Below are 24,811 nucleotides of genomic sequence, written 5' to 3' on the forward strand. Positions count from 1 at the left end.
CCTGAAAAAACAAAGGCACCGATGACGTAGGGCCGGTTACCCCTGCTGAACCTGCATGGCAGCCTGCGCCATGAATTCCAGCATTTTCGCGCGGATCTCTTCTTCGGAGACCGCCACACCTGCGGATGTCAGATCGCCGGCAACCTTGCGCAGCACGTCGTCGTCGCCCGCCTCCTCAAAATCAGCCTCAACCACGCTTTGCGCATAGGCCTCGGCATCGGCACGTCCCATCAACTCGGCCGCCCAGCTTCCCAGCAGCCTGTTGCGCCGGACGATGGCCCGAAAACGCTGCTCTTCATCCAGTGCGAATTTGGCCTCGAAGCTCTTCTCGCGTTCCTTCATGTTGCTCATCAGAACTCTCCCTTCCGGATGGACATTCGAGATTTGGGAACATCTGCGGGAACCTGCAAGAGAGCCCTCATGAAAATCAGGCGAAGCGCATGTCGTGAAGGACGTCACCGAGCAGTGCATGCATGCGTTGTGTCAGACAGTCGAGGTCGAGCTGTTGGCCGGCACGGTCGAATTCCTGGCACAATTTGCTGATCAACTGTTCGTCGGAAAAATGTTCGACGGACCAGTCACAGAGCGACTGTGCATAAGACTGCGGATCGCTTTCACCCAGCTGCTCCGCGGCCCAAAGGCCGAGCAACCGGTTGCGGCGTGACTGGGCACAGAACAGAAAGCTCTGCTCATGGGCGAATTGAGTTTCAAAAGCATTGGCACGATCACGCAACGAAACCATCGAATTCTCCTGATTTATTGTCCCTGTTCTTCGGTCTTCTGCCGATATGCGCAACATAATGGGAAATACTTGAAATAGAGTTCAGCAAAAAGGTGAACGAATTGAATTGCAGCGATCTGGGGCAGGTCGATCGCGTCAAGCCACATTGTTAAACGTGCGGTTTTCCGTTATTGGACCGCTCAAACCCCATCCACGGCGTCCAGGGGGACGCCCGAACAAATGAGAAACAACAATATGAACCGTCGCCGCCGTATCTACGAAGGCAAGGCCAAGATCCTGTACGAGGGTCCGGAACCGGGCACGCTGATCCAGTTCTTCAAGGATGACGCAACCGCGTTCAACAAGAAGAAACATGACATCATCGATGGCAAGGGCGTCCTCAACAACCGGATCTCGGAATACATCTTCACGCATCTGAACAAGATCGGCATTCCGACCCATTTCATCCGCCGGCTCAACATGCGCGAGCAGCTGATCCGCGAAGTCGAAATGATTCCGCTGGAAGTCGTCGTGCGCAACGTCGCCGCCGGCTCGCTCTCCGATCGCCTCGGCATCGAGGAAGGCACCGTTCTGCCGCGTTCGATCATCGAGTTCTATTACAAGTCCGACCAGCTCGGCGATCCGATGGTCTCCGAAGAGCACATCACCGCTTTCGGCTGGGCCAATCCGGCCGAACTCGACGACATCATGGCGCTTGCCATCCGCGTGAACGATTTCCTGTCCGGCCTTTTCCTCGGCGTCGGCATTCAGCTCGTCGATTTCAAGATCGAATGTGGCCGCCTGTTCGAAGGCGACATGATGCGCATCATCCTGGCGGACGAAATCTCGCCCGACAGCTGCCGCCTGTGGGACATCGAGACGAAGGAAAAGATGGACAAGGATCGTTTCCGTCGCGATCTGGGTGGCCTTCTGGAAGCCTATTCGGAGGTGGCCCGCCGCCTCGGCATCATCAACGAAAACGAACCGATCCGCGGCACCGGCCCGGTCCTGGTTCAGTAAGACCCCGAGGAGCAGTCAGTGATCAAGGCACGCGTCACCGTCACGTTGAAGAACGGCGTTCTGGACCCGCAGGGCAAGGCGATCGAGGGCGCACTCGGCAGCCTCGGCTTCGAGGGCGTCCACCAGGTCCGCCAGGGCAAGGTCTTCGATCTCGAACTCGAGACCGCCGATCGCGCCAAGGCGGAAGAAGAGCTGAAGGCCATGTGCGAAAAGCTGCTGGCCAACACCGTCATCGAGAACTATTCTATCGCCCTGCTCTAGGCTTCTCCAGCGGAGGATGCACGCATGGCCGGTGAGATGACGCAAGACATGCTGTATGCCGAACTCCTGAAGCTCGATGAGCGGTCAAGAGAGCTGGCGGAATCTTATCACGAGCTCGTCGTGTTCATGAAAGACATGAACCGCGAGCTCGCCGAAGGCCGGGCCAAGACCGACGCCTTGAAGAAAGCCCTGTTCGGCAACCGCTTTGATAGACAAGGTGCTGTTCTTGGCTGACGTTTCGCAGGACCTGATCAACGAATTACTGCGTCGGCTTCATCAGCGTGCTGACAAAGCTGACGTGATTGCCCGGGAACTGCGCAATGAGTTAACTTCGGTGCGCCTGCTTCTTCAGGCACATCAAAACGACATCAACAACCTCTATGGCGCGCTTCATGAACTCGATGCACGCATGGAGCGGATAGAGAACCGTCTCGAGCTCCGAGAACTGTCAGAAGCACAAGCAAGGTTTGAGCCTCACCCATGAAGTCCGCCGTCCTCCAGCTGCCCGGCCTGAACCGCGACCGGGACATGATCGCCGCCCTCACCCGCATTTCCGGACAGGCTCCGGTCACCGTCTGGCAGACCGAAACGGAAATCCCGGATGTCGACCTGATCGTCATCCCCGGTGGGTTTTCGTATGGTGACTACCTGCGCTGTGGCGCGATTGCCGCCCGCATGCCGGTGATGCAGGCCGTGCGCGAGAAGGCCGAAAAGGGCGTCAAGGTTCTCGGGGTCTGCAACGGCTTCCAGATTCTGGTCGAAGCCGGCATGCTGCCGGGCGCCCTGATGCGCAATTCCTCGCTCAAGTTCGTCTGCAAGGAGGTCAAGCTCGAGGTCGTCAACGCCGACACCGACTTCACCCGCGCCTATGCCGAGGGCCAGATCATCCGCTGCCCGGTTGCCCATCACGACGGCAATTATTTCGTCGAGGATGAGACCCTGAAGGCCATGCAGGACAAGGGCCAGGTGGTCTTCCGTTATGCAGACGGGACCAACCCGAACGGCTCCATGTTGGACATTGCCGGCGTGGTCAACGAGCGCGGCAACGTGCTTGGCATGATGCCGCATCCGGAAAACCTCATCGAAGCCGCCCATGGCGGAACCGATGGCCGCGGCATCTTCGCCTCCGCCCTTGACGTCATCGCCGCCTGAACGCCAAGCCAGACGCTGCGGCGGGAGCCTCTCCATGCACAACTTCACCCGATATGCGCCGCTTGCCGGCGCAGCCATTCTCGTCGTGCTGACCGGCTGCCAGTCCAAATCGCCGGCTCCGACGACGAACCGTGCGGCACTTCCGACGATGGAACGGGTCGCACTTGCCGCCAATGCCTGCTGGTTCAAATCGGGCGATCCGGTATTTTCCGCCTATCGACTGGCCCCGGAACTCAACTCGTTTTCCGGACGTCCCCGCATTCTGGCCGTTCCGAAGGCGAGCCCCGAATCACGGCCGCTCCTCGTCGTCCAGGCGGAGGGCAATCCCGCGCGGCTCGATGCATTCGGGCCGATGATGGACGGCGCTGCCGGCAGCCGGATTCGCCAGGACGTGGTTCGCTGGGCGAACGGTGACAAGCGCTGCTGACAGGGTTGCGTACCCTTAACGCAACAGATCGCGGTCGCGCGCAGATCGCGCCACCTTTCGGCCATTTTCGCACTTGTCATCCGTGTTTACGAAGGTTTAGTTTCCGTCACCGAGGTGCTTCGGCCAAGGCCGCTTCGCCCAGATCCGATTCGGAGACCATACCGGAATGTCGAATTCATCATTGCTGACGCGACTTGCCCTGTCCCTGTCGGTGTCAGCCAGCATCCTTGCCGGCTCTGCAACCGCCTCCTTCTCCCAAGACCAGATTTTTGACGAGGCGCGGTTCGGCGTTTTCGGCGCGATCGACAACACCTATCTCAACGACGAGAAGGGTGCCTTCATCACCGGCATGTTGTTCTTCGATCCATTCGACAGCAAGTCGGCCACGGGATGGGAGCGTCTGGCACGGCCCCGCGTCCATATCGGCGGCGATCTGTCCACGGCCGGCGAAGCGAACCAGCTTTATGCGGGCTTTTCCTGGACCGCCCATCTTAACGAGCGCTTTTTCCTGGAAGCCGGTTTCGGCGGCGCCGTTACGGATGCCAAGAAGCACAATGACGGCACCCGCGGCCCCTTCGTCGGCTGCGCCACGCTGTTCCATGAATATCTGGCGGCCGGCGTCAATCTCGACAAGAACTGGAGCATCGTCGCCCAGGTCGAACATTCCTCGCATGCGGATCTGTGTGGCGACGACAACAGCGGCCTCACACGAGCCGGCGTGCTGGTCGGCTACAAGTTCTGACCGGCCAAGGGCCAATTGCACACAATCAGCAGGGCGCGACGGGAAAATTCCTGTCGCGCCCTTCGGCCTTCTGGGCTAAAGAGACGCCATTCCGGACCGCCACTAGAGAAGACGATGACCATTTCCAACACGATTGCGATCACGCCCGACCTCATTGCCGCCCACGGCCTGAAGCCCGATGAATACCAGCGGATCCTCGATCTGATCGGTCGCGAGCCGAGCTTCACGGAACTCGGCATCTTCTCGGCCATGTGGAACGAGCACTGCTCCTACAAATCGTCGAAGAAGTGGCTGCGCACCCTGCCGACCAAGGGAAAGCGCGTCATCCAGGGTCCGGGCGAAAACGCCGGCGTTGTCGATATCGATGACGGCGATTGTGTCGTCTTCAAGATGGAGAGCCACAACCACCCCTCTTACATCGAACCCTACCAGGGGGCTGCGACCGGCGTCGGCGGCATCCTACGCGACGTCTTCACCATGGGCGCCCGCCCGGTCGCCGCGATGAATGCGCTGCGTTTCGGCGCGCCGGATCACCCGAAGACGAAACACCTCGTCTCCGGTGTTGTCGCCGGTGTCGGCGGATACGGCAATTCCTTCGGTGTGCCGACGGTCGGCGGCGAAGTTGAATTTGATGCCCGCTACAACGGCAACATCCTCGTCAACGCCTTTGCCGCAGGCCTCGCCAAGACGGATGCCATCTTCTACTCCAAGGCCGAAGGCGTCGGCCTGCCGGTTGTCTATCTCGGAGCCAAGACGGGCCGTGACGGCGTCGGTGGCGCCACCATGGCCTCGGCCGAATTCGACGAGTCGATCGAGGAAAAGCGCCCGACCGTCCAGGTTGGCGATCCCTTCACCGAAAAATGCCTGCTTGAAGCGTGCCTCGAACTGATGGCAACCGGCGCGGTGATCGCGATCCAGGACATGGGCGCTGCCGGCCTCACCTGCTCGGCGGTCGAAATGGGCGCCAAGGGCGACCTCGGCATCGAGCTTGACCTCGACAAGGTGCCGGTGCGCGAAGAGCGCATGACGGCCTACGAGATGATGCTGTCGGAAAGCCAGGAGCGCATGCTCATGGTTCTGCGCCCGGAAAAGGAAGAGGAAGCCAAGGCGATCTTCGTCAAGTGGGGCCTCGACTTTGCCATCGTCGGCAAAACCACGGACGACCTGCGCTTCCGCATCATCCATCAGGGCGAGGAAGTCGCGAACCTGCCGATCAAGGATCTCGGCGACCAGGCCCCCGAATATGACCGCCCCTGGCAGGCCTCCAACGGGCGCCCGCCCCTGCCGGCCGACGCGGTCGCCGCCCCTTCCGATTACAACGAGGCGCTCCTGAAACTCGTCGGCTCTGCCAACCAGTCCAGCCGCCGCTGGGTCTACGAACAGTATGACACGCTGATCCAGGGCAATTCGCTGCAGCTTCCGGGCGGCGATGCCGGTGTCGTGCGCGTCGAAGGCCATCCGACCAAGGCGCTCGCCTTCTCCTCCGACGTCACGCCGCGTTACGTCGAGGCCGATCCGGTCGAAGGCGGCAAACAGGCGGTGGCCGAATGCTGGCGCAACATCACCGCGACCGGTGCCGAGCCGCTCGCCGCCACCGACAACCTGAACTTCGGCAACCCTGAAAAGCCGGAGATCATGGGCCAGTTCGTCGGCGCCATCCAGGGTATCGGCGAAGCCTGCCGGGCGCTCGATTTCCCGATCGTCTCGGGCAATGTCTCGCTCTACAACGAAACCAACGGTATCGCGATCCTGCCGACGCCGACGATTGCGGGCGTCGGCCTGCTGCCCGACTGGTCGAAGATGGCCCGTATCGCTTCGGCCAAGGACGGCGACGTGCTGATCATGATCGGCGTCGACGGCAGCCACCTCGGCTCGTCTGTCTATCTGCGCGATCTGCTGGGCTCCACCGATGGCCCGGCGCCCGTTGTTGACCTTGCTGCCGAACGCCGCAACGGCGATTTCGTCCGCACTGCCATCCGCAACGGTCAGGTCACCGCCTGCCACGACATCTCGTCCGGCGGTCTTGCCGTTGCGCTGGCGGAAATGTGCATGGGTGCCGTGAAGGGCGCGAAGCTGTCGCTCGGCGAGTGCAAGGGCGCGCCGCATGCGCTGCTCTTCGGCGAGGACCAGGCGCGTTATGTGATCGCAGTTCCCGCCGATCTTGCCAACTTCGTGCGCGCCAATGCCGAATCGGCCGGTGTTCCGTTCCGCACGCTGGGCACGGTGGGTGGCGAGCGCCTCGTCATCGACGAGATCGTCGATGTCGCGGTGGTGGATCTGGTCAATGCCCACGAAAGCTGGTTCCCGACCTTTATGGCGTGAACAACCCGTGGAAGCGCTTTGACAATCGCGTGCTTTTTGGCACTCTGATATAAAAGCATGCTGTGATTGACAGGAAGGAATGACCAAGATGCCGATGCGCCCGGGTGATATCGAAGACATGATCAAGGCAGGAATTCCGGGTGCCAAGGTCACGATCCGGGACCTCGCCGGTGATGGCGATCATTATGCGGCGGAAGTTGTGGCCGAAGCATTCCGTGGCAAGAGCCGCGTGCAGCAGCACCAGATGGTCTATGAGGCGCTGAAGGGCAATATGGGCGGCGTCCTGCACGCCCTGGCTCTGCAGACCTCTGCCCCGGATTGAGACGCGCGCCACAATTCCGATCCCATCAGGGCGATTTGATCCATCAACACGCCTGCAGTGGCTGGAAATTACGGCGCGCCATGTTATCTAAAGGCTCGAAAACCCCGGACCTTGAACCCGGGAAGGAAAGGATTGGAGCCATGAGCGGAATTCACGAATTGATCGACAGCGAAGTGAAGGGCAATGATGTCGTGCTCTTCATGAAGGGTACGCCCCAGTTTCCCCAGTGTGGGTTCTCCGGCCAGGTCGTGCAGATCCTCGATTACCTCGGCGTCGATTATAAGGGCGTGAACGTTCTGGCGGACCAGGAAATCCGCCAGGGCATCAAGGATTACTCCAACTGGCCGACGATCCCGCAGCTCTACATCAAGGGCGAATTCGTCGGCGGCTGTGACATCGTGCGTGAGATGTTCCAGTCCGGCGAGTTGCAGAGCCATTTCCAGGAACAGGGTATCGCCGTTCGCGGCGCTGCCTGAACGGGCCTCTTGCCGGATCTACCGGCTTTAATCGATAAAGATCGAGGCGCCGCCATCCCGCGGCGCCTTTGTATTTTCAGGATTTAGAACGTGACCACCGTAACAAACGCGGCGCCACCCCGGCTGAAAGGCATGGGCAAGGCAGAATTCATTGCAATGATGGCCATGTTGATGGCCCTGAATGCGCTCGCCATCGATATCATGCTGCCGGCTTTGCAGCAGATCGGCGAAGCGCTCAAAGTCGAGGATGTCAACCAGCGTCAGTTCATCGTCTCCTCGTACCTCTTCGGCTTCGGTTTTGCGCAACTGCTTTACGGCCCGATCTCCGACCGGTTCGGCCGCCGCATGCCGATGATCTTCGGGCTGTCGCTATATATCATCTGTGCGCTCGCAATCGTTGCGATCCCCTCCTTTGGCGGGCTGCTGGCACTGCGCTTCATCCAGGGTGCGGGTGCAGCCTCCACCCGCGTCATCACCGTCTCGATCGTGCGTGACGTCTTCGGTGGCCGCGCCATGGCGGAAGTCATGTCGCTGATCATGATGGTCTTCATGATCGTGCCGATCATCGCGCCGGGAACCGGCCAGCTGATCATGCTCGGCGGTGACTGGCACCTGATTTTCCTCTTCATCGGGGTGATGGGCATGGCCATCCTCGCCTGGATGATGATCCGGCTGCCCGAGACATTGTCTCCGAACGACGTGCGGCCCCTGACCTTCTCCTCGATTATCGGCGGCTTTCGCATCGTCCTCACCAACCGTATCGCGTTGTGCTACACGATCGCCGCCACCTTCATCTTCGGTGCCCTGTTCGGCTTCATCAATTCGGCGCAACAGGTCTATGTCGGCATCTATGGCCTCGGCCCCTGGTTCCCGGTCGCCTTCGCCGCCGTCGCAGCCTTCATGTCACTCGCCTCGTTCATCAATGCCAAGCTCGTCGGTCGCTTCGGTATGCGGCGCCTGTCACATGCCTCGCTGCTTGCCTTCATCGTCATCAACGCATTGTGGCTGTTCGTCCAGCTCGTTGGACCGCAGCCGATGCCCTTCCTGCTGTTCATCAGCTTCTTCGGGCTTGCCATGTTCATGTTCGGCTGGATCGGTGCGAACTTCAATTCGCTTGCCATGGAGCCGCTTGGCCACGTGGCCGGCACGGCCTCGTCCGTCCTCGGTTTCATGAGCACGGTCGGCGGCGCCGCAATCGGCGCCGTCATCGGGCAGGCCTTCAACGGTACGGCGCTGCCCATGGTGGCCGGTTTCTGTTCCGTCTCATTCGTCGGCCTGCTGTTCGTGCTGATCGCCGAAAAAGGCAAGCTTTTCCAGGCGCATAACCCGCGGGTCTGATTGATCCGCCCTCAACATCAAAAAGCCCTGGCATCGAACCGATGCCAGGGCTTTTGTCGTTCAGCAATTGGCCGAGAAACGCCCCTCAGGCGATGATCTCATCACGCAGAATACGCCAGCTCTCCGGATTGCTCGCCACCAGCAGGCCGCCTTCGAGATCGGTCGGGCGATAGGGGCTGCCGTCGAAACGTGCTGCGTGGCCGCCGGCCTCCTGCGCAATCAGCGTCCCGGCGAGATGGTCCCAGGGCATCAGCTTGTTGTACATGACAAAATCGACATGGCCGCCGACCAGCGTGCGATATTCATGCGCCGCACAGCGATAACAGGCGAACATCCTGACCTTGGCGAGGTTGCTGAGAATCTTCTCGCGCTGCTCGCCGAAGAAATAACCGGCGGATGCCATGCCGATCATTGCCTCGAGCGGTTTTGCGTCGGCAACCGACAGGCGCATGGCCTCGCCATCCGGCCGACGCAGGAAAGCCCCGCTGCCCTTTTCCGCGATCACCCAGTCATCACCCATCGGATCGTAGATGATGCCGGCCACCGTCTCGTTTCTGTAGACGACGGAGGCCATGACCCCGAAGGCCGGGATGCCGGAGGCGAAGTTGAACGTGCCATCGACCGGATCCACGATCACCGCCAGTTCCGCATCCTTCAGCTTCGACAAAAGCGCCGGATCGGCCGCGACCGATTCCTCGCCGATGAACAGGGCCTGAGGCGCAATCCTCTCGATCTCGGCCCGGATCACCCGCTCGGCATTCACATCCGCCTCGGTCACCAGATCGGTGGCTTCCGACTTGGCGCGCACATCGCCCAGGTTGAGGCGGCGAAACCGCGGCAAAATTTCAGCCTTGGCCGCCCGTCGCAAAACGTCCGCCAGCGCCATCACATCAATCGGCATTGAAAAACCTCAGTCTTTTGGAGAGGGGGAAAGGGAGGCAAAATCAAACAGTTTCGGATCGAGCAAATGCGACGGGTTCACGTGGCCGAGCGCCCGCAGCATCCGGTCCTTGCGGCCGGGCATCTGCGCTTCCATCGTGGACAGCATCTGCTTCATCGCATTGCGCTGCAGTCCGTCCTGCGAACCACAGAGATCGCAGGGGATGATCGGAAACTGCATGGCCGCGGCAAATTTCGCCAGATCCTCTTCCGCGCAATAGGCAAGCGGGCGGAGCACGAAAAGATCCCCCTCGTCGTTCAAGAGCTTCGCCGGCATGCCGGCGAGCCTCCCGCCATGGAAGAGGTTCATGAAGAAAGTTTCGAGAATATCGTCGCGGTGATGGCCAAGCACCAGCGCTTCGCAGTCCTCTTCGCGCGCCACGCGATAGAGATTGCCGCGTCTCAGACGCGAACAGAGCGAACAATAGGTGGCGCCTTCCGGCACCTTTTCCTTCACCACCGAATAGGTGTCGCGATATTCGATGCGGTGTTTCACGCCGATGCCGGCGAGATACTCCGGCAGGATGTGTTTGGGAAAATTCGGCTGGCCCTGATCGAGGTTGCAGGCAACGAGTTCGACCGGCAACAGCCCGCGCCACTGGAGATCCATCAGAAGCGCGAGCAGCGAATAGCTGTCCTTGCCGCCAGAGAGGCCAATCAGCCAGCGGCGCTGGTCCTTCAGCATGCCAAAATCGTCGATCGCCTGGCGCACCTGGCGCAACAGCCGCTTGCGCAGCTTGTTGAAGGCCGTCGTCTGTGGCGCTTGGGCATACAGCCCATGCAGGAAACCATCACCATCCGCAGGCAGGCCATCAGGCCCACCAACGGTGTCATCGCCCATCCCGCTGCCGATCTCATCGGTCATACCATCCAGCGTCACAGACTTCTCCTCATCGATTGCCGGACCGGATCAGCCACCCGGTCCATCGCACATTCCATCCGGGCTGCGCTGGCGATCAGCCGGCGATCGCCGCAGCGACCGCCTCGATCGCGGCATCCGCCTTGTCGCCATCCGGCCCGCCGGCCTGGGCCATGTCCGGACGACCACCGCCACCCTTGCCACCGAGCGCCACAGACGCGACACGCACCAGATCAACGGCGCTGAGACGCGCCGTTAGATCCGCCGTGACACCGACCACGGCACTGGCCTTGCCGTCTTCGCTGACCGCGATCAGCAGGACCACACCGGAGCCGAGACCGGTCTTCGCTTCGTCCACCAGACCCTTCAGGTCCTTGGCATCGACGCCGGACACGGCCTTGCCGAGATATTTGACGCCGGCAACCTCGCGCACCTCCTCCGCACCACCGCCCTGGGCGCCGCCCATGGCAAGCTTGCGGCGCGCATCCGCCAGTTCCTTCTCGAGCTTCTTGCGCTCTTCCATCAGCGCCTCGACGCGCGGCAGAAGCTCGGCCGGCTGCACCTTCAGCACGGAGGCAAGCGCCTTCACCCGTTCGTCCTGTTCGGACAGATAGGCGCGCGCGCCCTCACCCGTCACCGCCTCGATACGGCGCACGCCGGAACCGACGGCGCTTTCGCCGAGAACCCGCACGATGCCGATCTCGCCGGTGGAGGCGACATGCGTGCCGCCGCAGAGTTCGATGGAATAGGCCTTGCCGGCCTTGGAACCTTCGATGCCAGTGCCCATCGACACGACGCGCACTTCGTCACCGTATTTTTCGCCGAACAGCGCCATGGCGCCTTCAGCAATCGCGTCATCGACGCTCATCAGGCGGGTGGTGACCGGCGCATTCTGCAGGATGATGGCGTTCGCCATATCCTCGACCTTCTGCAGTTCTTCCGCCGACATCGGCTTCGGATGCGAGACGTCAAAGCGCAGGCGCTCCGGTGCCACCAGCGAGCCCTTCTGCGCCACATGGGTGCCGAGCACCTCACGCAGCGCCTCGTGCAGCAGGTGGGTCGCCGAATGGTTGGCGCGCAGCTTCGAACGACGAGCGTGATCGACCGTCAGCACCACCGCATCGCCGACCTTGAGAGAGCCTTCGGAGACAGTTGCCGAATGGACGAAGATACCTTCCCCCTTCTTCTGCGTATCCGTCACCGACAGCTTGGCGCCATCGGTGGACATGATCCCGGTATCGCCCATCTGGCCACCGGATTCGCCATAAAACGGCGTCTGGTTGACGACGATCTGCACGGTCTCGCCAGCCTTGGCCTCGTTCACCACGACGCCATCGCGCACGATCGCCTGCACCACGCCCTCGGCGCTTTCGGTGTCGTAACCGAGGAATTCGGTGGCGCCGAACTTTTCCTTCAGTTCGAACCACACGCCTTCTGTCGCCTTTTCGCCGGAGCCCGCCCAGTTGGCGCGCGCTTCCGCCTTCTGGCGCTGCATCGCATCGTTAAAGCCGGTCAGGTCTACGCCGATGCCGCGGGCGCGCAACGCATCCTGCGTCAGATCGAGCGGAAAACCATAGGTGTCATAGAGCTTGAAAGCGGTTTCGCCGTCGAGCGAATCGCCCTTGTTGAGCGTCTCCGTCGCATCGGAAAGCAGCGACAGACCCCGCGCCAGCGTCGTGCGGAATTTGCCTTCCTCGAGCTTCAGCGTTTCTGAGATCAGCGCCTCGGCGCGGCCAAGCTCCGGATAGGCACGGCCCATTTCGCCGACAAGCGCCGGCAGCAGGCGATACATCAGCGGCTCGCGCGCGCCGAGCAGCTGCATGTGGCGCATGGCGCGGCGCATGATTCGGCGCAGCACGTAGCCGCGGCCTTCATTCGACGGCAGCACACCGTCGGCAATCAGGAAGGCCGACGAGCGCAGGTGATCGGCAATCACGCGGAAGCTTGCAGCCTGGTCGCCTTCGGCCTTCACGCCGACGACGTCCTCGGTTGCGGCAATCAGCGCCTTGAAGAGGTCGGTGTCGAAAACACTCGAAACACCCTGCAGGATGCAGGCCATGCGCTCCAGGCCCATGCCGGTATCGATCGACGGGCGCGGCAGCGGCGTCCGTTCGCCAGGCGCCGCCTGATCGAACTGCATGAAAACCAGGTTCCAGAATTCGAGGAAGCGGTCGCCATCCTCCTCCGGCGAACCGGGCGGGCCGCCCCAGACATGCTCGCCCTGGTCGATGAATATTTCCGAGCAGGGGCCGCAGGGGCCGGTATCGCCCATCTGCCAGAAATTGTCGGAGGTCGGAATGCGGATGATCTTGTCGTCCGACAGTCCGGCGATCTTCTTCCACAGTGCGGCTGCCTCTTCATCCTCGGCATAGACGGTAACGAGCAGGCGCTCCTTCGGCAGGTCGAACCCCTTGGTGACCAGGTTCCAGGCGAGTTCGATCGCCCGATCCTTGAAATAATCGCCGAACGAGAAGTTGCCGAGCATTTCGAAGAAGGTCAGGTGTCGTGCGGTATAACCGACATTGTCCAGATCGTTGTGCTTGCCGCCGGCGCGCACGACCTTCTGCGAGGTGGTCGCCGTGGAATAGGGCCGCGATTCAAGACCGGTGAAGACGTTCTTGAACTGCACCATGCCGGCATTGGTGAACATCAGCGTCGGGTCGTTGCGCGGCACCAGCGGGCTCGAGGAAACCACCTCGTGACCGTTTTTCCGGAAATAGTCGAGGAAGGTCGACCGGATTTCATTCACGCCACTCATGCAACAGCCCTTGTTCCCCCGCCCGCCGGGCGGTTTTACCGCGTCAAAAACCACTGGCTTTTATCGTTCCAGCCGGACCCTGTCCAGCACGACAAAAAGCCGGCCGTCCATCTTCCTGCGATGCACGGCCGGCTTGCGAATTCGAGGGATGAATGAAGCGCCCGATCAGGCGTCGGCGTCCCCATCGCCATCATTGGCATCCGGACCACCATTCTCCAGGAAACGCTCGGCGATCAGGCCGGCATTCTGGCGCAGCGCCATCTCGATCTCGCGTGCCAGTTCCGGATTGTCGCGCAGGAAGGTCTTTGCGTTTTCACGCCCCTGCCCCAGCCGCTGGCTGTTGTAGGAGAACCAGGCACCGGACTTTTCCACGATGCCCGCCTTCACACCGAGATCGACCAGTTCCCCGGTCTTCGAGACACCTTCGCCATACATGATGTCGAATTCCACCTGCTTGAAGGGCGGCGCCATCTTGTTCTTGACGACCTTGACGCGGGTCTGGTTGCCGACAACCTCTTCACGTTCCTTCACCGCACCGATGCGGCGGATATCGAGGCGCACGGAGGCATAAAATTTCAACGCATTGCCGCCTGTCGTCGTTTCCGGCGAGCCGAACATGACGCCGATCTTCATGCGGATCTGGTTGATGAAGATGACCATGCACTTGGAACGCGAGATCGAGGCGGTCAGCTTGCGCAGCGCCTGGCTCATCAGGCGCGCCTGCAGGCCCGGCAGGCTGTCGCCCATTTCGCCTTCGATTTCGGCGCGCGGCGTCAAAGCTGCAACCGAATCGACAACCAGCACATCGACCGCACCGGAACGCACCAGCGTATCGGTGATTTCCAGCGCCTGTTCGCCGGTATCCGGCTGCGAGATCAGGAGGTTCTGCAGATCCACACCGAGCTTGCGGGCATAGACCGGATCAAGCGCATGTTCGGCGTCGACAAAGGCGCAGATGCCGCCCTTCTTCTGGGCTTCCGCGATCGTCTGCAATGCCAGCGTCGTCTTGCCCGAGCTTTCCGGGCCATAGATCTCGATGATACGGCCCTTGGGAAGGCCACCAATGCCAAGTGCGATATCGAGGCTAAGCGAGCCCGTCGACACCGTCTCGATCTCGACCACGCTCTCGTTCGCGCCGAGTTTCATGATCGAACCCTTACCGAAGGAACGTTCGATCTGCGAAAGGGCCGCCTCCAGCGCCTTGCTTTTATCCACCGTCTTGTCCTCTACCAGCCGCAATGAATTCTGTGCCATCTGATCCACCTTTAGGTTATTGCAGCCCGGCGGGCAACAAACATCCGATGACTGATATGTACTCTTTTTGTTCTCGTTTTGCAAGGCCCGCCTAAGGCCCTGAAATTTCGAACAAATCTCACGAGTGTTCTCTTTTCGTCCGCCCGTTGTTCTGAATCAGGCAGCATTGGCCGAAGCCACGGGACCAGAGCCCCGTTTCACTCCGTCGATTCGCCAGCAGCAGAGATCAATCCTTGCGGTCCAGCATTTCGCGCACGGCCACCGCCAGCTGCTTCAGCGAAAACGGTTTTGGCAGGAATCCGAACTTCGCATCGGCGGGCAGGTTCCGGGCAAAGGCATCCTCCGCATAACCGGAAACGAAGATGAACTTGAGATCCGGATAGGTCTTGCGCAGTTCGCGCAGCAGGCTCGGCCCGTCCATCTCCGGCATCACCACGTCGGAGACGACGATATCCACCTTGCCGTCAAGTTCCTCCATGATGTCGAGCGCTTCCGTGCCGGAACCGGCCTCGTGCACGGTGTAACCGCGTGTCTCGAGCATGCGTTTTCCGCCGCGACGCACAGCCTCCTCGTCCTCGACGAGCAGCACGACGGCGGAATTGCCGGTCAGGTCGACATCCTGGCTGGCCGGGGTCGCGGCCACGGCGGCAACCGGCGGCTGTTCACCGGCGGACGCGTTTCCGGCCGAGCTTTCCTCGATCGGTTTCACCTCCGGCACATGGCGCGGCAGGAAGACACGGAAGGTGGTGCCCTTGCCGACTTCCGATTCGGGATAGATGTATCCGCCGGACTGCTTGACGATGCCGTAGACCATCGACAGGCCGAGGCCGGTCCCCTTGCCCACTTCCTTCGTGGTGAAGAAGGGCTCGAAAATCTTGTCCATGATTTCGGGTGGAATGCCGGTACCGCTGTCGGCCACTTCCACCATCACGAAATCTTCTGCCGGAAGGCGGGCATTGGCAAACCCTGCCGCTTCCGCAGCCTCCACATTGCGGGTGCGGATGCGGATCTGCCCACCACTCGGCATGGCATCGCGGGCATTGACGCAGAGGTTGATCAGCACCTGCTCGAACTGCGACAGGTCGGTGCGCACCGGCCAGAGGTCGCGGCCGTAATCCACCTCCAGCTTCACATTGGTGCCGGAAATCAGCCGGTCAACCAGCATACGCAGGTCCCCCACCACATCGGTGAGGTTGAGGACGGCGGGCCGCATCGTCTGTTTGCGCGAGAAGGCGAGCAACTGGCGCACCAGAACGGCGGCACGGTTGGCATTACGCTTGATCTCCATCAGATCGGCGAAACTCGCGTCGGAGGGCCGCGCCTGCAGGAGAAGATGGTCGGACGACAGAAGAATCGCCGTCAGCACATTGTTGAAGTCATGCGCGATGCCGCCGGCCAGCGTGCCGACCGCATTCATCTTCTGCGTCTGCGCCATCTGCGTCTCGAGCGCCTTTTGCTCGGTAGTCTCGACGGCGTAGACGATCGCCACCTCTTCCGGTGCCTCGTCGCTCTCGTCGATCACGGCATTCACGTAGAAGCGCACGTGGCGGGTCTCGTCGCCGGGATGGCGGCAGTCGATGGGCGCGATATCGCCCTGGCGGTCCTTGGCGGCGGCCAGCGCCCGCTCCAGATCGGCGCGCGCGCTGTCATGCACGATGGCGTCCAGCGTCACGCCGGTCTCCACCTCATCGCGGGAGACAACGCCGGCAAACAGGCGCAGGAACGGCGCATTGATGCGCAGGATCCGGCCGTCGCGGCCGATCGAGGCAATCGCCATCGGCGTGTTGTTGAAGAAACGGGTAAAGCGCATGGCCGAAGCGGACTGGTCCGCCCCCTCGCCCTTCGGCCGCGCCAGAACGATCGTGCGGCTTTCGCCGGGCGCGCCGTCGCGCATGGACGACACGCTGTGCACCAGCCGCACGGGCAGGCTCTGGCCATTGGCGCGGCGAAGGTCGAGATCGAGCGTCTCGGTGCGCGTCTGGCCGGGACCGGCCTGCACGGACTGGATCAGCGCCATGCCCTCGCCCGCCACCATGTCGGCAATCGTCATCGATCCGGCGGCGAATTTGGTGAGGTCGAGGCCCAGCCATTCGGCAAGCGTCGCGTTGAGATAAAAGACCTCGCCCTTCTTGCCGGCGGAGAAGAAACCAGCCGGCGCATGATCGAGATAATCGATGGCGTTCTGCAGCTCGCGGAAGAAACGTTCCTGCTCCTCGCGCTCGGAGGTGATGTCGGCGATCTGCCACACATCGAGCGGTGATTTCTGCTGCGGCGAGGTCAGAAGCCTCGCCTTCAGTCGGTACCAGTGTGCACCGGAACCGCTGGCGGAATTGCGCCCGAGCGGTTTCAGCAGGCGAAATTCCTCGTGGCCCTCGCGCCCTTCGCGCAAGGCGGCCGTCAGCCGGTAGAGCGCTTCCGTCGCCTCGCGGTTCTTGGAAAGCAGCGCCTCGAGCGATTGCGCGTTCGCGGCCTTCGTCGCCCCGGTCAGCCGGCCATAGGCGGCATTGGCATACAGAATACGCCCGCGCGGATCGGTGATCAGGATACCGTCCGGATGGCTTGCCAGATAACCACCGGCAAACTCGTCGGAACGCGATTGCGGCATCACCTCGACAAGGCCGATGATGGAGGAAACGACAAAAAAGATGCCGACCATGGCCAGAACGCCGAGGATGCCAAGCACCACCTCGTTGTCCATGGCACCCTTGAAGATGACGAAGGCGATGGAGACGCCAATCAACACCAGCGCCAGCACAAGCAGGCGCAAAACGGTTCCGCCCCGCCTGCCGCGGTCCACCAGTGGGGCATCGTAGCTGCCGGCCGGCTGCGACTTCGTCATCATACCTCGCATTTCGACCAGTCGCGAAGGACGGCCATGGAATCGGTCCACCAGTCTTCCTTAGCAAGTTGCGGGGCAGGCAAAAAGCGCCACGACGCAGAAACCCGTTGAAGATGCCGCAACTGCTCTTGCTCCGCCCGCCGCACCGTCCATATTCGTGCACGAATGCCGTCTTTGCCGCGCGAAGACCTCAATCTCCGGTATCCTCGCGCTGGCTTGCCGCAGCCTTGCGATGCGCGTGACGTGTCTCCAGGTGTTGCGGATGACACAGAAGACGGGAAGAAACCGGGCGGCTCTGGCATTTTCGCCGAAAGCCCGGCAAGAGTGACGAGGATACGAAGGAGAACGAGCGCATGATCGAGGATCTGATGAGCGATTACGGCAGCAGGCTGTTCATCGCAATCGCCGGCGTCGGGCTCGGTCTGCTCTGCCTGTTCGTCGTTTTGATGATGATGCGCCGCAGAACCGGCCCGGCGCCCTTTCTGCGTGGCGGTAAAAACCGCCAGCCGCGCCTGCAGGTTCTCGATGCCGCAGCGGTCGATGCCCGCCGCCGCATCGTGCTGATCCGCCGCGACGACGTCGAACATTTGGTGATGATCGGCGGCCCGACGGATGTGGTGATCGAAAGCGGCATTGGTGCCATGCCGGCAAGACCCGTCCCGCACACGCCGCAGGATCAGGAAACGGCAGGTTTTGCGCAACCGGCGCCGGAGCCACGCCTGCAGGCGCCGGCCCGCCAGCCGCAATTGTCGGCGCCGACTGCCGCGGCCATGCCTGCCCTTGAACCGGCCGCAACGGCCTCGCTGCGCGAGCGTGTGCTTGCGGCGCCCGCCTCTGCCACCGCGTCTGTCGCCGCAGCCCCCCGCCGCGAGCAGAAATCCCCGGTCGCCACCAAGGTCGAGCCGGCCATCGCGGCCTCCGAGCGGTCAAACCCGGCGCCGTCCGCCATGATCACCGCCCCGGCCACGCCGCAGCCGGAACCTCGCCTGCCAGAACCGCGTCTGGCAGAGCCGGCCCAACCGCCGAAACCGGAACCGGCCCGCGAAACCGTCACCGAGATCGAACCGCCGGCACCCGCCCGACAGGCCGCACCGGCGGATGTGCCCGATATCGGTGCGGCAAGCGATGCGCTCGATGCCGCGCGCCGGCGGGTCTTCCAGCCGGCGCTCGACCGCACACCGCAACAAACCGCCCCTATGCCTGCAAACGTCGGGGCAGAACTCGACCGGCCATCCCCCCCGGCCACTCAGCCGGAACCCCAGGCCCCACGCGGGCTCGGCAGCGATTTCGACCGGATCCTCGAAGAAGAGATGGCCAACAACCTCGCCGAGGTGCACGCCGCGCCTGCCGGCGCGCTTCCCCGCCGCGACCCCGCCAATCCGCGCCTCACCGGCGCCTCGCCGGAACCATCGCTGCAGCAGGAAGTGGCGCGCATCTTCGGCGAGATGTCGGTCACCCGCGACGACCGCCCGTGACGGCTCTGCCGTGCAACTCACAACAAAACCTTGACGGCTCTGCCGTGCAGCCGACAATAAAAAAGGCACGCAACAAGGGCGTGCCTGGAAATTTCTGAGGTCGGATTATCTGCCGACCGGGCCTATTCGTCCCGGTAGACCTTTTCCCGACGTTCGTGGCGTTCCTGCGCCTCGATCGAAAGCGTCGCGATCGGCCGTGCATCGAGTCGCTTCAAACCGATCGGTTCGCCGGTTTCCTCGCAATAACCGTAGGTACCATCTTCGATGCGCTGCAGAGCGGCGTCGATCTTGGAGATCAGCTTTCTCTGGCGGTCGCGGGCACGAAGTTCGATGGCCCTGTCGGTTTCGGAGGATGCCCGGTCGGCGAGATCGGGATGGTTTGCGCTTTCTTCAGCAAGGTGGTCGAGCGTTTCGCGCGCTTCTCTCAGGATATCATTTTTCCAGGCTATGAGCTTGGCTCGGAAGTATGCCCGCTGATTGGCATTCATGAACTCTTCATCTTCCGAGAGGACGTAGCTGCTAAGGTCGATCTTCTCACTCAACGCGATTCTCCTGAAGAACAGCTCTCACGCCGGGTCCTATACTCCATTCCTACCCGCTGATTCAAGCCTTGGGACCAGCATTTAGGCATTTTTAAAACTGACACAAAAATCGGCTAACTGGCTATTCCTTATGCGTTTTCAGTAAAACTGACAAATGTTCAGGCTGACATCCGTTCGCCTTCGGGAAAAGTTGCGCCCCATTTCGGGACGGTTGACGGACATCGGCACAACAGGCTACTCGAAGCTCTTGGCCACCGTGCGCGAAGACCAAAAAATGCTCGTTCTTGATCCACCTCCGTTTCGCATTTTTCTGCTCCGCCACGCCCGTGCGGCCTGGCCTCAACCCGGCGGACGCGATTTCGACCGTCCGCTCGACGACCACGGTTTCGCCGAGGCGGAGCTCGTGGCGGTCAAGGCGGCCGACCGGCACCCCGCCCCGGACCTCATCCTGTCGTCGACCGCGCTGCGCTGCCGGCAGACGGCGGACGCCATCCACAGGGCGTTTGGCGAGGATCTGGAAATCTCCGCCATCGACAGCCTCTACAACGCCCCGCTCGATGTGTATCTCGAAGTGCTGACGGGCCAGAAGCACGTCCGCTCCGTGATGATCATCGGCCATAACCCGACACTCGAGGAGCTTCTGGAAGCACTTCTGGGGCCGGACCGCATGGCGGCCCTCATTCCGAGCGGTTACCCGACGGCGGGCCTTGCCGTGCTGGAGCACGGTGGCCCCCACCAGGCCATGGCCGGCACCTGGACGGTGAAGGATTTTATCACCGCCTGACCGGCACCAGACCAAGTACTGTTGCAAGATCCGGCAATTCACGACGCGCCAAGGCCATGACCACATCAACGCCCGGCCCCTCGATCGGCGCCGGCGGCGTACGTTCGCAAAATTCGCGGGTCACATACAGCGTCAGATCCGCTCCATCTGGCGCATGCCCGAGATCCGCCCGGCGCAAACCGTCCAGCGCCCGGTAGCGAACATCCTGCAGGAAAGCCTGCTCAACCCAGCCATAGACCGGTATCGCGTGAAAATGCACGGCAAAGCCGGGCGTATGACCGAAACGTCCGAGATAGACACGCCCCGCGCTCAGCCGTTCCCGTAAAAAACGCTGGACAAGGGCCAGAAGCGGACCAAGCTCGGCCAGCGCTTCCGGACAAAGAGCCGCCAGATCATCTTCGTCCCGCTTCGAGCCGATCATCAGATAACCGGGCAAGGCCGAGTTCATACGGTGGTTGACGAGCCAGTGCTCCGTTTCCATCAGATGGAACTGCCGGGGGATCTCCACTGCGGGCGCTCGCAAACCTGCCTCCTGACGTCGGAAGGCCCGGTCCGATACCGGGCCAAGACGATCCTAACATGCGCCCCCCTAAACGCCACGCCGCGCCGCCTGCGTCCTGCCGCCATACCCCCAGGCTTCGGCATCGATCTCGTGGATGACGACATAGGTCGCGAGCGGCAGGCTCCCACCGCAGAAGCGCTCCAGAAGCGCATGAGCCCCGGCGATGAAGGTTTGCTTTTCCTCATCCGTGTTGGTCCCGCGCGTGATGTAGGCGTCGAGATGCGCGCCAGCCTGAATTGCCTCGCCGCCGATTGACCAGCGGGAGACATCCACAGGATCGACCAGCACCGACGTCAGATCGGCGCGTTTGTTCAGGACATCGGCGATCAGGGCCGTCACATCCTTCTGCAGCCTACGATAATCCTGCCGCGCATCAGTTTCGCCGGCAAGCCTGATATGAATGAAGGGCATCTCATCTTCTCCTCGGTCCGATTGACGCGATGACCTTACGCGGGCACAGTCACTTCGAAAATTTGAAACCATGGAACTCTGGGTTTGGAAAAACTGAACAATTGGTCGCGACAGACCTTCGAACTCGATGTGCTCCGCACCTTTGTCACGGGCCTGGAACTCAACAGCTTTGCGCGTGCCGGCGACCGGTTGGGCCGTTCCGCGTCCGCAATCAGTCTGCAGATGCGCAAGCTGGAAGAACAGGTGGGGCAACCTTTGTTGCGCAGGCAGGGACGCGGACTTGTGCCGACCGAAACGGGCGAACTCTTGCTCGGTTACGCGCGGCGCCTGCTAACGTTGAATGACGAAGCCTTTTCCGCCCTGTCGCAGGTAACTGCCCTTGATGGGCAGGTTCGTCTCGGCATTCCGGAGGATCTGGCCGAGACCTGGCTGCCGCCTTTGCTCGCCCGCTTTGCCGATATGCATCCCGCCGTGCGGCTGGAGGCAAGGGTGGACAGCGGCGCTCACCTGCAAGCCGATTTCCAGAGCGGCAAACTCGACCTCGCACTCACATGGGCAAACCCGGACGCGCCTCAAGCCCGGCCCGTCGTCGAACAGGATATGGTCTTTATCGCGGCGTCCGACTGGCGCCACGATGCGTCGAAACCTCTGCCGCTCGTTTTGTTCGATCCGCCCTGCGGCTTTCGCGACCGTGCAACGACAAGCCTTGATCGTGCCGGAATTGCCTGGTGGCCCGCCTTCACCAGCCGAAGCCTGAGCGGACTCTACGCCGCGGTCCGGGCCGGTCTTGGGGTGACGGCCAGAACCTGCGAAAATCTTCCCCCCGCACTCGCGCCTCTGTCCGCGGGCCTACCGGATCTCGGAAAGATCACGCTCGTGCTGCACGCCAACACCAAAACGTCGCCGGGCCGCCCGGGCCCTCGAACGAGAGATCCTCGAGCGTCTGCCTGCAAAGCGCTGACGCTTACCTTTTTCCCGCCGCCATGATCTCTATATAGGGATCAGAAACAGCACCGGGTTCCTGCCTTGCCGCCATCCCTCACCTCCTTCAAAGACGATGCCCTGATTGCCTTCGACAACCTGACGGATCGTGCCGCAGGCCTTGTGCATCCGACGATCCGGCTGGGCGTCACCGGCCTGTCGCGCGCCGGCAAGACGGTGTTCATCTCCTCGCTCGTCCACAATCTTCTGCATGGCGGCCGCCTGCCGCTGTTCGAGGCGCTGCGCTCCGGTCGCGTCTCCTCCGTCAGGCTCGAACCGCAGCCGGACGATGCCATCCCGCGTTTCCAGTACGAGGACCACATCCAGGCGCTGGTGCGCGAACGTGTCTGGCCGGATTCCACCCGAGCGATCTCCGAACTCAGGCTGACGATCGATTACCAGAGCGCCAGCGGCTGGGGCCGGCTCTTCTCCGCCGGGCGCCTGTCCATCGATATCGTTGATTATCCGGGCGAATGGCTGCTGGACCTGCCCCTACTCGGCCAGGATTACCGGACGTTCAGCGCCGCAACGGTCGATCTCGCCTCCCGCGGCATCCGCCGGGAACTCGCCGAACACTGGCTGGCGCTGGCAAAAAGCGTCGACCCCTCCGCCCCGGCCGACGAGATGACCGCCAAACGGCTGGCAGAGGCCTTTGCCGCCTATCTCAGGGCCTGCAAAGCGGACGAACGCTCGCTCTCCACGCTGCCGCCCGGCCGTTTCCTGATGCCGGGTGATCTGGATGGCTCGCCCGCCCTCACCTTCGCACCGCTGCCGGATCTCGGCGAGGCGCGCTTCGAAAAGGGCACGCTCGGTGCCATGATGGAACGCCGCTTCGAGGCCTATAAGTCGGTGGTGGTCAAACCCTTCTTCCGCGAACACTTTGCCCGGCTCGACCGGCAGATCGTGCTCATCGATGCGCTGCAGGCGCTGAACCGCGGGCCGGAAGCGCTGGCCGATCTCGAACGGGCTTTGTCGGATGTGCTCGCCTGTTTCCGCCCGGGCTCCAATTCCATCCTTTCGTCGCTGCTCGGCCGGCGGATCGACAAGGTGCTGGTCGCAGCCACCAAGGCGGATCACCTGCATCACGAAAGCCATGACCGGCTGGAGGCGCTCACGCGTCGGCTGGTGGATCGCGCCATCCATCGCATCGGCATGTCGGGTGCCGGCATCGATGTCATGGCGATCGCATCGGTCCGCGCCACCCGCGAAGGCACGGTGCGCCATGGCGGCGAAACGCTTCCCGTCATCACCGGCACGCCGATGGCGGGCGAACGCATCAATGGCGAAATCTTTGACGGAAAACGGAAAACAGCCATATTTCCCGGTGACTTGCCGGAAAAACCGGATTCACTTTTTCAGGTACCGGACTCAATCTCTGAAGATATGCCGTTACCGCATTTGAATATCGTCCGTTTCCGGCCTCCGGAGCTGGAGGAATCGGGTGGCGCGACGCTCTCGGTGCCGCATATCCGGCTCGACCGGGCCCTGGAATTTCTGTTCGGAGACCGGCTGGCATGAGGAACAACGACAAGACACCGGGCACACGAACCGAGACCGGCACCCGCCGTCCCGGCGCCTTCGACATCGATGCCGGCGGCGAGACAAAATCCGTCCGGCGTGCGCCACAGGCCTTCGATGACGGTTTTGAACTGACCGCCGATGCCGATGATCCTTTCGTCACACCACCGGAGCTCAGCGAAGCGGAGCTTGCGATTGCCAAACCCAGGCGCCGCGGCTTTTCCTGGGGCAAGCTGGCGCTCGGCGCGCTGACCGCTTTTCTCTCCATGGCCTTTTGGCTCTGGGCCGACCAGGTCATCCGTGACCTGTTTTCACGCGCCGACTGGCTGGGTTATCTGGCAATCGCCGCCGTCTCCCTCGCGGTCGTCGGACTTGCCGTTGTCGTCGGGCGGGAAATCATCGGCCTGATGCGGCTCGGCGCCGTCCAGTCGCTGAAGGGGGAAGCGCTTGAGATTTCTGCCCGAACGGCACCAAAGGCGGCACGCCATCTGGTTGGCCGGCTGGAAGGCCTGCTTGCCCACCGGGCGGAAACCGCCAAGGGCCGGGCGCTGCTCGCCGAGACGAAGGACGACGTCATCGATGCGCCGCAGCTGCTGGAGCTTACCGAACGCGAGTTGCTGGCGCCGCTCGACCGGCAGGCGCGCCTTCTCATTCTCGGCGCCTCCAAACGCACCTCCGTCGTCACCGCCGTCAGTCCGCGCGCCGTGGTGGATCTCGCCTACGTGCTGTTTGAGGTCACGCGGCTGGTGCGCGCCATGGCAGAACTTTACGGTGGACGCCCCGGAACGCTCGGCCTGTTGCGCCTCCTGCGCGACGTGATCGCCCATCTTGCCGTCACCGGTTCGATTGCCGTCGGCGACAGTCTGGCCCAGCAGGTGCTCGGTCACGGCCTGGCGGCAAAACTCTCCACAAGGCTCGGCGAAGGCGTCATCAACGGGCTTTTAACGGCCCGAATCGGCATTGCCGCGATGGATCTCTGCCGCCCGCTTCCCTTCAAGGCGCTGAAGCGTCCAGGCGTCGGTGACTTTCTGTCCGATATCGCACCGGGCGTAAAACGAACGCCCTGAGCGGCGCCGAACCGTGTCCGAAGGCGAGACTTCAACCGCTC

Annotated in this window: 26 protein-coding genes; 16 read left to right on the forward strand and 10 right to left on the reverse strand. The window is 62.2% G+C overall.

Translation table 11 applies throughout. The features are described from left to right. Nucleotides 1–36 precede the first annotated feature (36 nt). Both OU993_RS25775 and OU993_RS25780 read right to left on the reverse strand, forming a co-directional pair. Complete coding sequence (locus OU993_RS25775; RefSeq protein ID WP_268161771.1) at nt 37–351, reverse strand: DUF1476 domain-containing protein; 315 nt, start codon at nt 349–351, stop codon at nt 37–39. A gap of 76 nt (nt 352–427) precedes the next feature. Further along, nucleotides 428–742: a DUF1476 domain-containing protein gene (locus OU993_RS25780; RefSeq protein ID WP_268161772.1), complete on the reverse strand. Its 315-nt coding sequence runs from the start codon at nt 740–742 to the stop codon at nt 428–430. 234 nt (nt 743–976) lie between these two features. Here OU993_RS25780 and purC point away from each other — a divergent pair, with 234 nt between their 5' ends. From purC to OU993_RS25835, 11 genes are all read left to right on the forward strand, one after another. Then, nucleotides 977–1,741 (forward strand): phosphoribosylaminoimidazolesuccinocarboxamide synthase, encoded by a 765-nt coding sequence (gene purC / locus OU993_RS25785; protein WP_268161773.1) that lies wholly within the window; start codon nt 977–979, stop codon nt 1,739–1,741. 18 nt (nt 1,742–1,759) lie between these two features. Further along, entirely contained in the window at nt 1,760–2,002 is a 243-nt protein-coding gene (purS, locus tag OU993_RS25790) for a phosphoribosylformylglycinamidine synthase subunit PurS (RefSeq protein ID WP_268161774.1), read from the forward strand. 24 nt (nt 2,003–2,026) lie between these two features. Further along, a complete protein-coding gene (locus tag OU993_RS25795) occupies nt 2,027–2,236 on the forward strand; it encodes a hypothetical protein (protein ID WP_268161775.1) in 210 nt (69 codons plus the stop codon). Further along, nucleotides 2,229–2,486 carry a hypothetical protein gene (locus OU993_RS25800; RefSeq protein WP_442793040.1) on the forward strand — a complete coding sequence of 86 codons (258 nt, stop codon included), beginning with the start codon at nt 2,229–2,231 and terminating at the stop codon, nt 2,484–2,486. The genes OU993_RS25795 and OU993_RS25800 overlap by 8 nt, the downstream gene beginning before the upstream one ends. Next, nucleotides 2,483–3,154 carry a phosphoribosylformylglycinamidine synthase subunit PurQ gene (gene purQ, locus OU993_RS25805; protein WP_165219319.1) on the forward strand — a complete coding sequence of 224 codons (672 nt, stop codon included), beginning with the start codon at nt 2,483–2,485 and terminating at the stop codon, nt 3,152–3,154. The genes OU993_RS25800 and purQ overlap by 4 nt, the downstream gene beginning before the upstream one ends. Before the next feature lie 34 nt (nt 3,155–3,188). After that, nucleotides 3,189–3,581: a hypothetical protein gene (locus OU993_RS25810; protein ID WP_268161776.1), complete on the forward strand. Its 393-nt coding sequence runs from the start codon at nt 3,189–3,191 to the stop codon at nt 3,579–3,581. 166 nt (nt 3,582–3,747) lie between these two features. Then, nucleotides 3,748–4,323, forward strand: a complete 576-nt coding sequence (locus tag OU993_RS25815; RefSeq protein ID WP_268161777.1) for an acyloxyacyl hydrolase — start codon at nt 3,748–3,750, stop codon at nt 4,321–4,323. Between the two features lie 114 nt (nt 4,324–4,437). Continuing rightward, nucleotides 4,438–6,645: a phosphoribosylformylglycinamidine synthase subunit PurL gene (purL, locus tag OU993_RS25820; protein WP_268161778.1), complete on the forward strand. Its 2,208-nt coding sequence runs from the start codon at nt 4,438–4,440 to the stop codon at nt 6,643–6,645. 88 nt (nt 6,646–6,733) lie between these two features. Next, nucleotides 6,734–6,967: a BolA family transcriptional regulator gene (locus OU993_RS25825; RefSeq protein WP_268161779.1), complete on the forward strand. Its 234-nt coding sequence runs from the start codon at nt 6,734–6,736 to the stop codon at nt 6,965–6,967. Nucleotides 6,968–7,107: 140 nt separating this feature from the next. After that, complete coding sequence (gene grxD / locus OU993_RS25830) at nt 7,108–7,443, forward strand: Grx4 family monothiol glutaredoxin (RefSeq protein WP_268161780.1); 336 nt, start codon at nt 7,108–7,110, stop codon at nt 7,441–7,443. Between the two features lie 132 nt (nt 7,444–7,575). Then, nucleotides 7,576–8,781: a multidrug effflux MFS transporter gene (locus OU993_RS25835; protein WP_268162537.1), complete on the forward strand. Its 1,206-nt coding sequence runs from the start codon at nt 7,576–7,578 to the stop codon at nt 8,779–8,781. An 85-nt stretch (nt 8,782–8,866) separates the two neighbouring features. On the opposite strand, the gene OU993_RS25840 is transcribed toward OU993_RS25835, so the two are convergent. The 5 genes from OU993_RS25840 to cckA all read right to left on the reverse strand — a co-directional run bounded on the left by OU993_RS25840 (nt 8,867) and on the right by cckA (nt 17,430). Then, nucleotides 8,867–9,682, reverse strand: a complete 816-nt coding sequence (locus OU993_RS25840) for an inositol monophosphatase family protein (protein WP_268161781.1) — start codon at nt 9,680–9,682, stop codon at nt 8,867–8,869. Between the two features lie 9 nt (nt 9,683–9,691). After that, nucleotides 9,692–10,561 carry a tRNA 2-thiocytidine(32) synthetase TtcA gene (gene ttcA / locus OU993_RS25845; protein ID WP_268162538.1) on the reverse strand — a complete coding sequence of 290 codons (870 nt, stop codon included), beginning with the start codon at nt 10,559–10,561 and terminating at the stop codon, nt 9,692–9,694. A 115-nt stretch (nt 10,562–10,676) separates the two neighbouring features. Continuing rightward, a complete protein-coding gene (alaS, locus tag OU993_RS25850) occupies nt 10,677–13,337 on the reverse strand; it encodes an alanine--tRNA ligase (RefSeq protein ID WP_268161782.1) in 2,661 nt (886 codons plus the stop codon). A gap of 165 nt (nt 13,338–13,502) precedes the next feature. After that, nucleotides 13,503–14,591 (reverse strand): recombinase RecA, encoded by a 1,089-nt coding sequence (gene recA / locus OU993_RS25855; RefSeq protein WP_268161783.1) that lies wholly within the window; start codon nt 14,589–14,591, stop codon nt 13,503–13,505. Nucleotides 14,592–14,817: 226 nt separating this feature from the next. Beyond that, nucleotides 14,818–17,430 carry a cell cycle histidine kinase CckA gene (cckA, locus tag OU993_RS25860; RefSeq protein ID WP_268161786.1) on the reverse strand — a complete coding sequence of 871 codons (2,613 nt, stop codon included), beginning with the start codon at nt 17,428–17,430 and terminating at the stop codon, nt 14,818–14,820. Nucleotides 17,431–17,783: 353 nt separating this feature from the next. Between cckA and OU993_RS25865 the strand changes: the two genes are divergently transcribed. Next, nucleotides 17,784–18,905 carry a flagellar biosynthetic protein FliO gene (locus tag OU993_RS25865; RefSeq protein ID WP_268161789.1) on the forward strand — a complete coding sequence of 374 codons (1,122 nt, stop codon included), beginning with the start codon at nt 17,784–17,786 and terminating at the stop codon, nt 18,903–18,905. Between the two features lie 122 nt (nt 18,906–19,027). Here the strand turns inward: OU993_RS25865 and dksA are convergent, their stop codons facing one another. Continuing rightward, the gene (gene dksA, locus OU993_RS25870; RefSeq protein ID WP_062554305.1) at nt 19,028–19,447 is read right to left on the reverse strand and encodes an RNA polymerase-binding protein DksA; all 420 of its coding nucleotides are present in this window, start codon (nt 19,445–19,447) and stop codon (nt 19,028–19,030) included. Nucleotides 19,448–19,721: 274 nt separating this feature from the next. Between dksA and OU993_RS25875 the strand changes: the two genes are divergently transcribed. Next, nucleotides 19,722–20,231, forward strand: coding sequence for a SixA phosphatase family protein (locus OU993_RS25875; RefSeq protein WP_268161791.1), 510 nt, complete (start codon nt 19,722–19,724; stop codon nt 20,229–20,231). On the opposite strand, the gene OU993_RS25880 is transcribed toward OU993_RS25875, so the two are convergent. Next, complete coding sequence (locus OU993_RS25880) at nt 20,221–20,739, reverse strand: HIT family protein (protein WP_268162539.1); 519 nt, start codon at nt 20,737–20,739, stop codon at nt 20,221–20,223. The two genes, OU993_RS25875 and OU993_RS25880, sit on opposite strands and share 11 nt — an antisense overlap. 81 nt (nt 20,740–20,820) lie before the next feature. Continuing rightward, complete coding sequence (locus tag OU993_RS25885) at nt 20,821–21,204, reverse strand: tautomerase family protein (protein ID WP_268161792.1); 384 nt, start codon at nt 21,202–21,204, stop codon at nt 20,821–20,823. Between the two features lie 84 nt (nt 21,205–21,288). Here OU993_RS25885 and OU993_RS25890 point away from each other — a divergent pair, with 84 nt between their 5' ends. Genes OU993_RS25890 through OU993_RS25900 form a run of 3 tightly spaced genes read left to right on the forward strand, consistent with a single transcriptional unit; the run spans nt 21,289 to nt 24,770 of the window. Then, nucleotides 21,289–22,191: a LysR substrate-binding domain-containing protein gene (locus tag OU993_RS25890; RefSeq protein WP_268161793.1), complete on the forward strand. Its 903-nt coding sequence runs from the start codon at nt 21,289–21,291 to the stop codon at nt 22,189–22,191. Between the two features lie 39 nt (nt 22,192–22,230). Continuing rightward, complete coding sequence (locus tag OU993_RS25895; RefSeq protein WP_268161794.1) at nt 22,231–23,703, forward strand: YcjX family protein; 1,473 nt, start codon at nt 22,231–22,233, stop codon at nt 23,701–23,703. Continuing rightward, a complete protein-coding gene (locus OU993_RS25900; RefSeq protein ID WP_268161795.1) occupies nt 23,700–24,770 on the forward strand; it encodes a YcjF family protein in 1,071 nt (356 codons plus the stop codon). The genes OU993_RS25895 and OU993_RS25900 overlap by 4 nt, the downstream gene beginning before the upstream one ends. The last annotated feature ends 41 nt before the right edge of the window (nt 24,771–24,811 follow it).

This window comes from Rhizobium sp. SL86, from assembly GCF_026672545.1.
Classification (GTDB): Bacteria; Pseudomonadota; Alphaproteobacteria; order Rhizobiales; family Rhizobiaceae; genus Neorhizobium.

Excerpts from the sequence above, each read along its gene's own strand:
- grxD (WP_268161780.1), top strand. The coding sequence starts at position 7,108 with ATGAGCGGAATTCACGAATTGATCGACAGCGAAGTGAAGGGCAATGAT.
- OU993_RS25780 (WP_268161772.1), bottom strand. The coding sequence starts at position 742 with ATGGTTTCGTTGCGTGATCGTGCCAATGCTTTTGAAACTCAATTCGCC.
- OU993_RS25775 (WP_268161771.1), bottom strand. The coding sequence starts at position 351 with ATGAGCAACATGAAGGAACGCGAGAAGAGCTTCGAGGCCAAATTCGCA.
- purC (WP_268161773.1), top strand. The coding sequence starts at position 977 with ATGAACCGTCGCCGCCGTATCTACGAAGGCAAGGCCAAGATCCTGTAC.
- OU993_RS25815 (WP_268161777.1), top strand. The coding sequence starts at position 3,748 with ATGTCGAATTCATCATTGCTGACGCGACTTGCCCTGTCCCTGTCGGTG.
- cckA (WP_268161786.1), bottom strand. The coding sequence starts at position 17,430 with ATGACGAAGTCGCAGCCGGCCGGCAGCTACGATGCCCCACTGGTGGAC.
- OU993_RS25900 (WP_268161795.1), top strand. The coding sequence starts at position 23,700 with ATGAGGAACAACGACAAGACACCGGGCACACGAACCGAGACCGGCACC.
- OU993_RS25885 (WP_268161792.1), bottom strand. The coding sequence starts at position 21,204 with ATGCCCTTCATTCATATCAGGCTTGCCGGCGAAACTGATGCGCGGCAG.
- purQ (WP_165219319.1), top strand. The coding sequence starts at position 2,483 with ATGAAGTCCGCCGTCCTCCAGCTGCCCGGCCTGAACCGCGACCGGGAC.
- recA (WP_268161783.1), bottom strand. The coding sequence starts at position 14,591 with ATGGCACAGAATTCATTGCGGCTGGTAGAGGACAAGACGGTGGATAAA.
- alaS (WP_268161782.1), bottom strand. The coding sequence starts at position 13,337 with ATGAGTGGCGTGAATGAAATCCGGTCGACCTTCCTCGACTATTTCCGG.
- OU993_RS25795 (WP_268161775.1), top strand. The coding sequence starts at position 2,027 with ATGGCCGGTGAGATGACGCAAGACATGCTGTATGCCGAACTCCTGAAG.
- purL (WP_268161778.1), top strand. The coding sequence starts at position 4,438 with ATGACCATTTCCAACACGATTGCGATCACGCCCGACCTCATTGCCGCC.
- ttcA (WP_268162538.1), bottom strand. The coding sequence starts at position 10,561 with ATGGGCGATGACACCGTTGGTGGGCCTGATGGCCTGCCTGCGGATGGT.
- OU993_RS25865 (WP_268161789.1), top strand. The coding sequence starts at position 17,784 with ATGATCGAGGATCTGATGAGCGATTACGGCAGCAGGCTGTTCATCGCA.
- OU993_RS25840 (WP_268161781.1), bottom strand. The coding sequence starts at position 9,682 with ATGCCGATTGATGTGATGGCGCTGGCGGACGTTTTGCGACGGGCGGCC.
- OU993_RS25835 (WP_268162537.1), top strand. The coding sequence starts at position 7,576 with ATGGGCAAGGCAGAATTCATTGCAATGATGGCCATGTTGATGGCCCTG.
- OU993_RS25875 (WP_268161791.1), top strand. The coding sequence starts at position 19,722 with ATGCTCGTTCTTGATCCACCTCCGTTTCGCATTTTTCTGCTCCGCCAC.
- OU993_RS25810 (WP_268161776.1), top strand. The coding sequence starts at position 3,189 with ATGCACAACTTCACCCGATATGCGCCGCTTGCCGGCGCAGCCATTCTC.
- OU993_RS25825 (WP_268161779.1), top strand. The coding sequence starts at position 6,734 with ATGCCGATGCGCCCGGGTGATATCGAAGACATGATCAAGGCAGGAATT.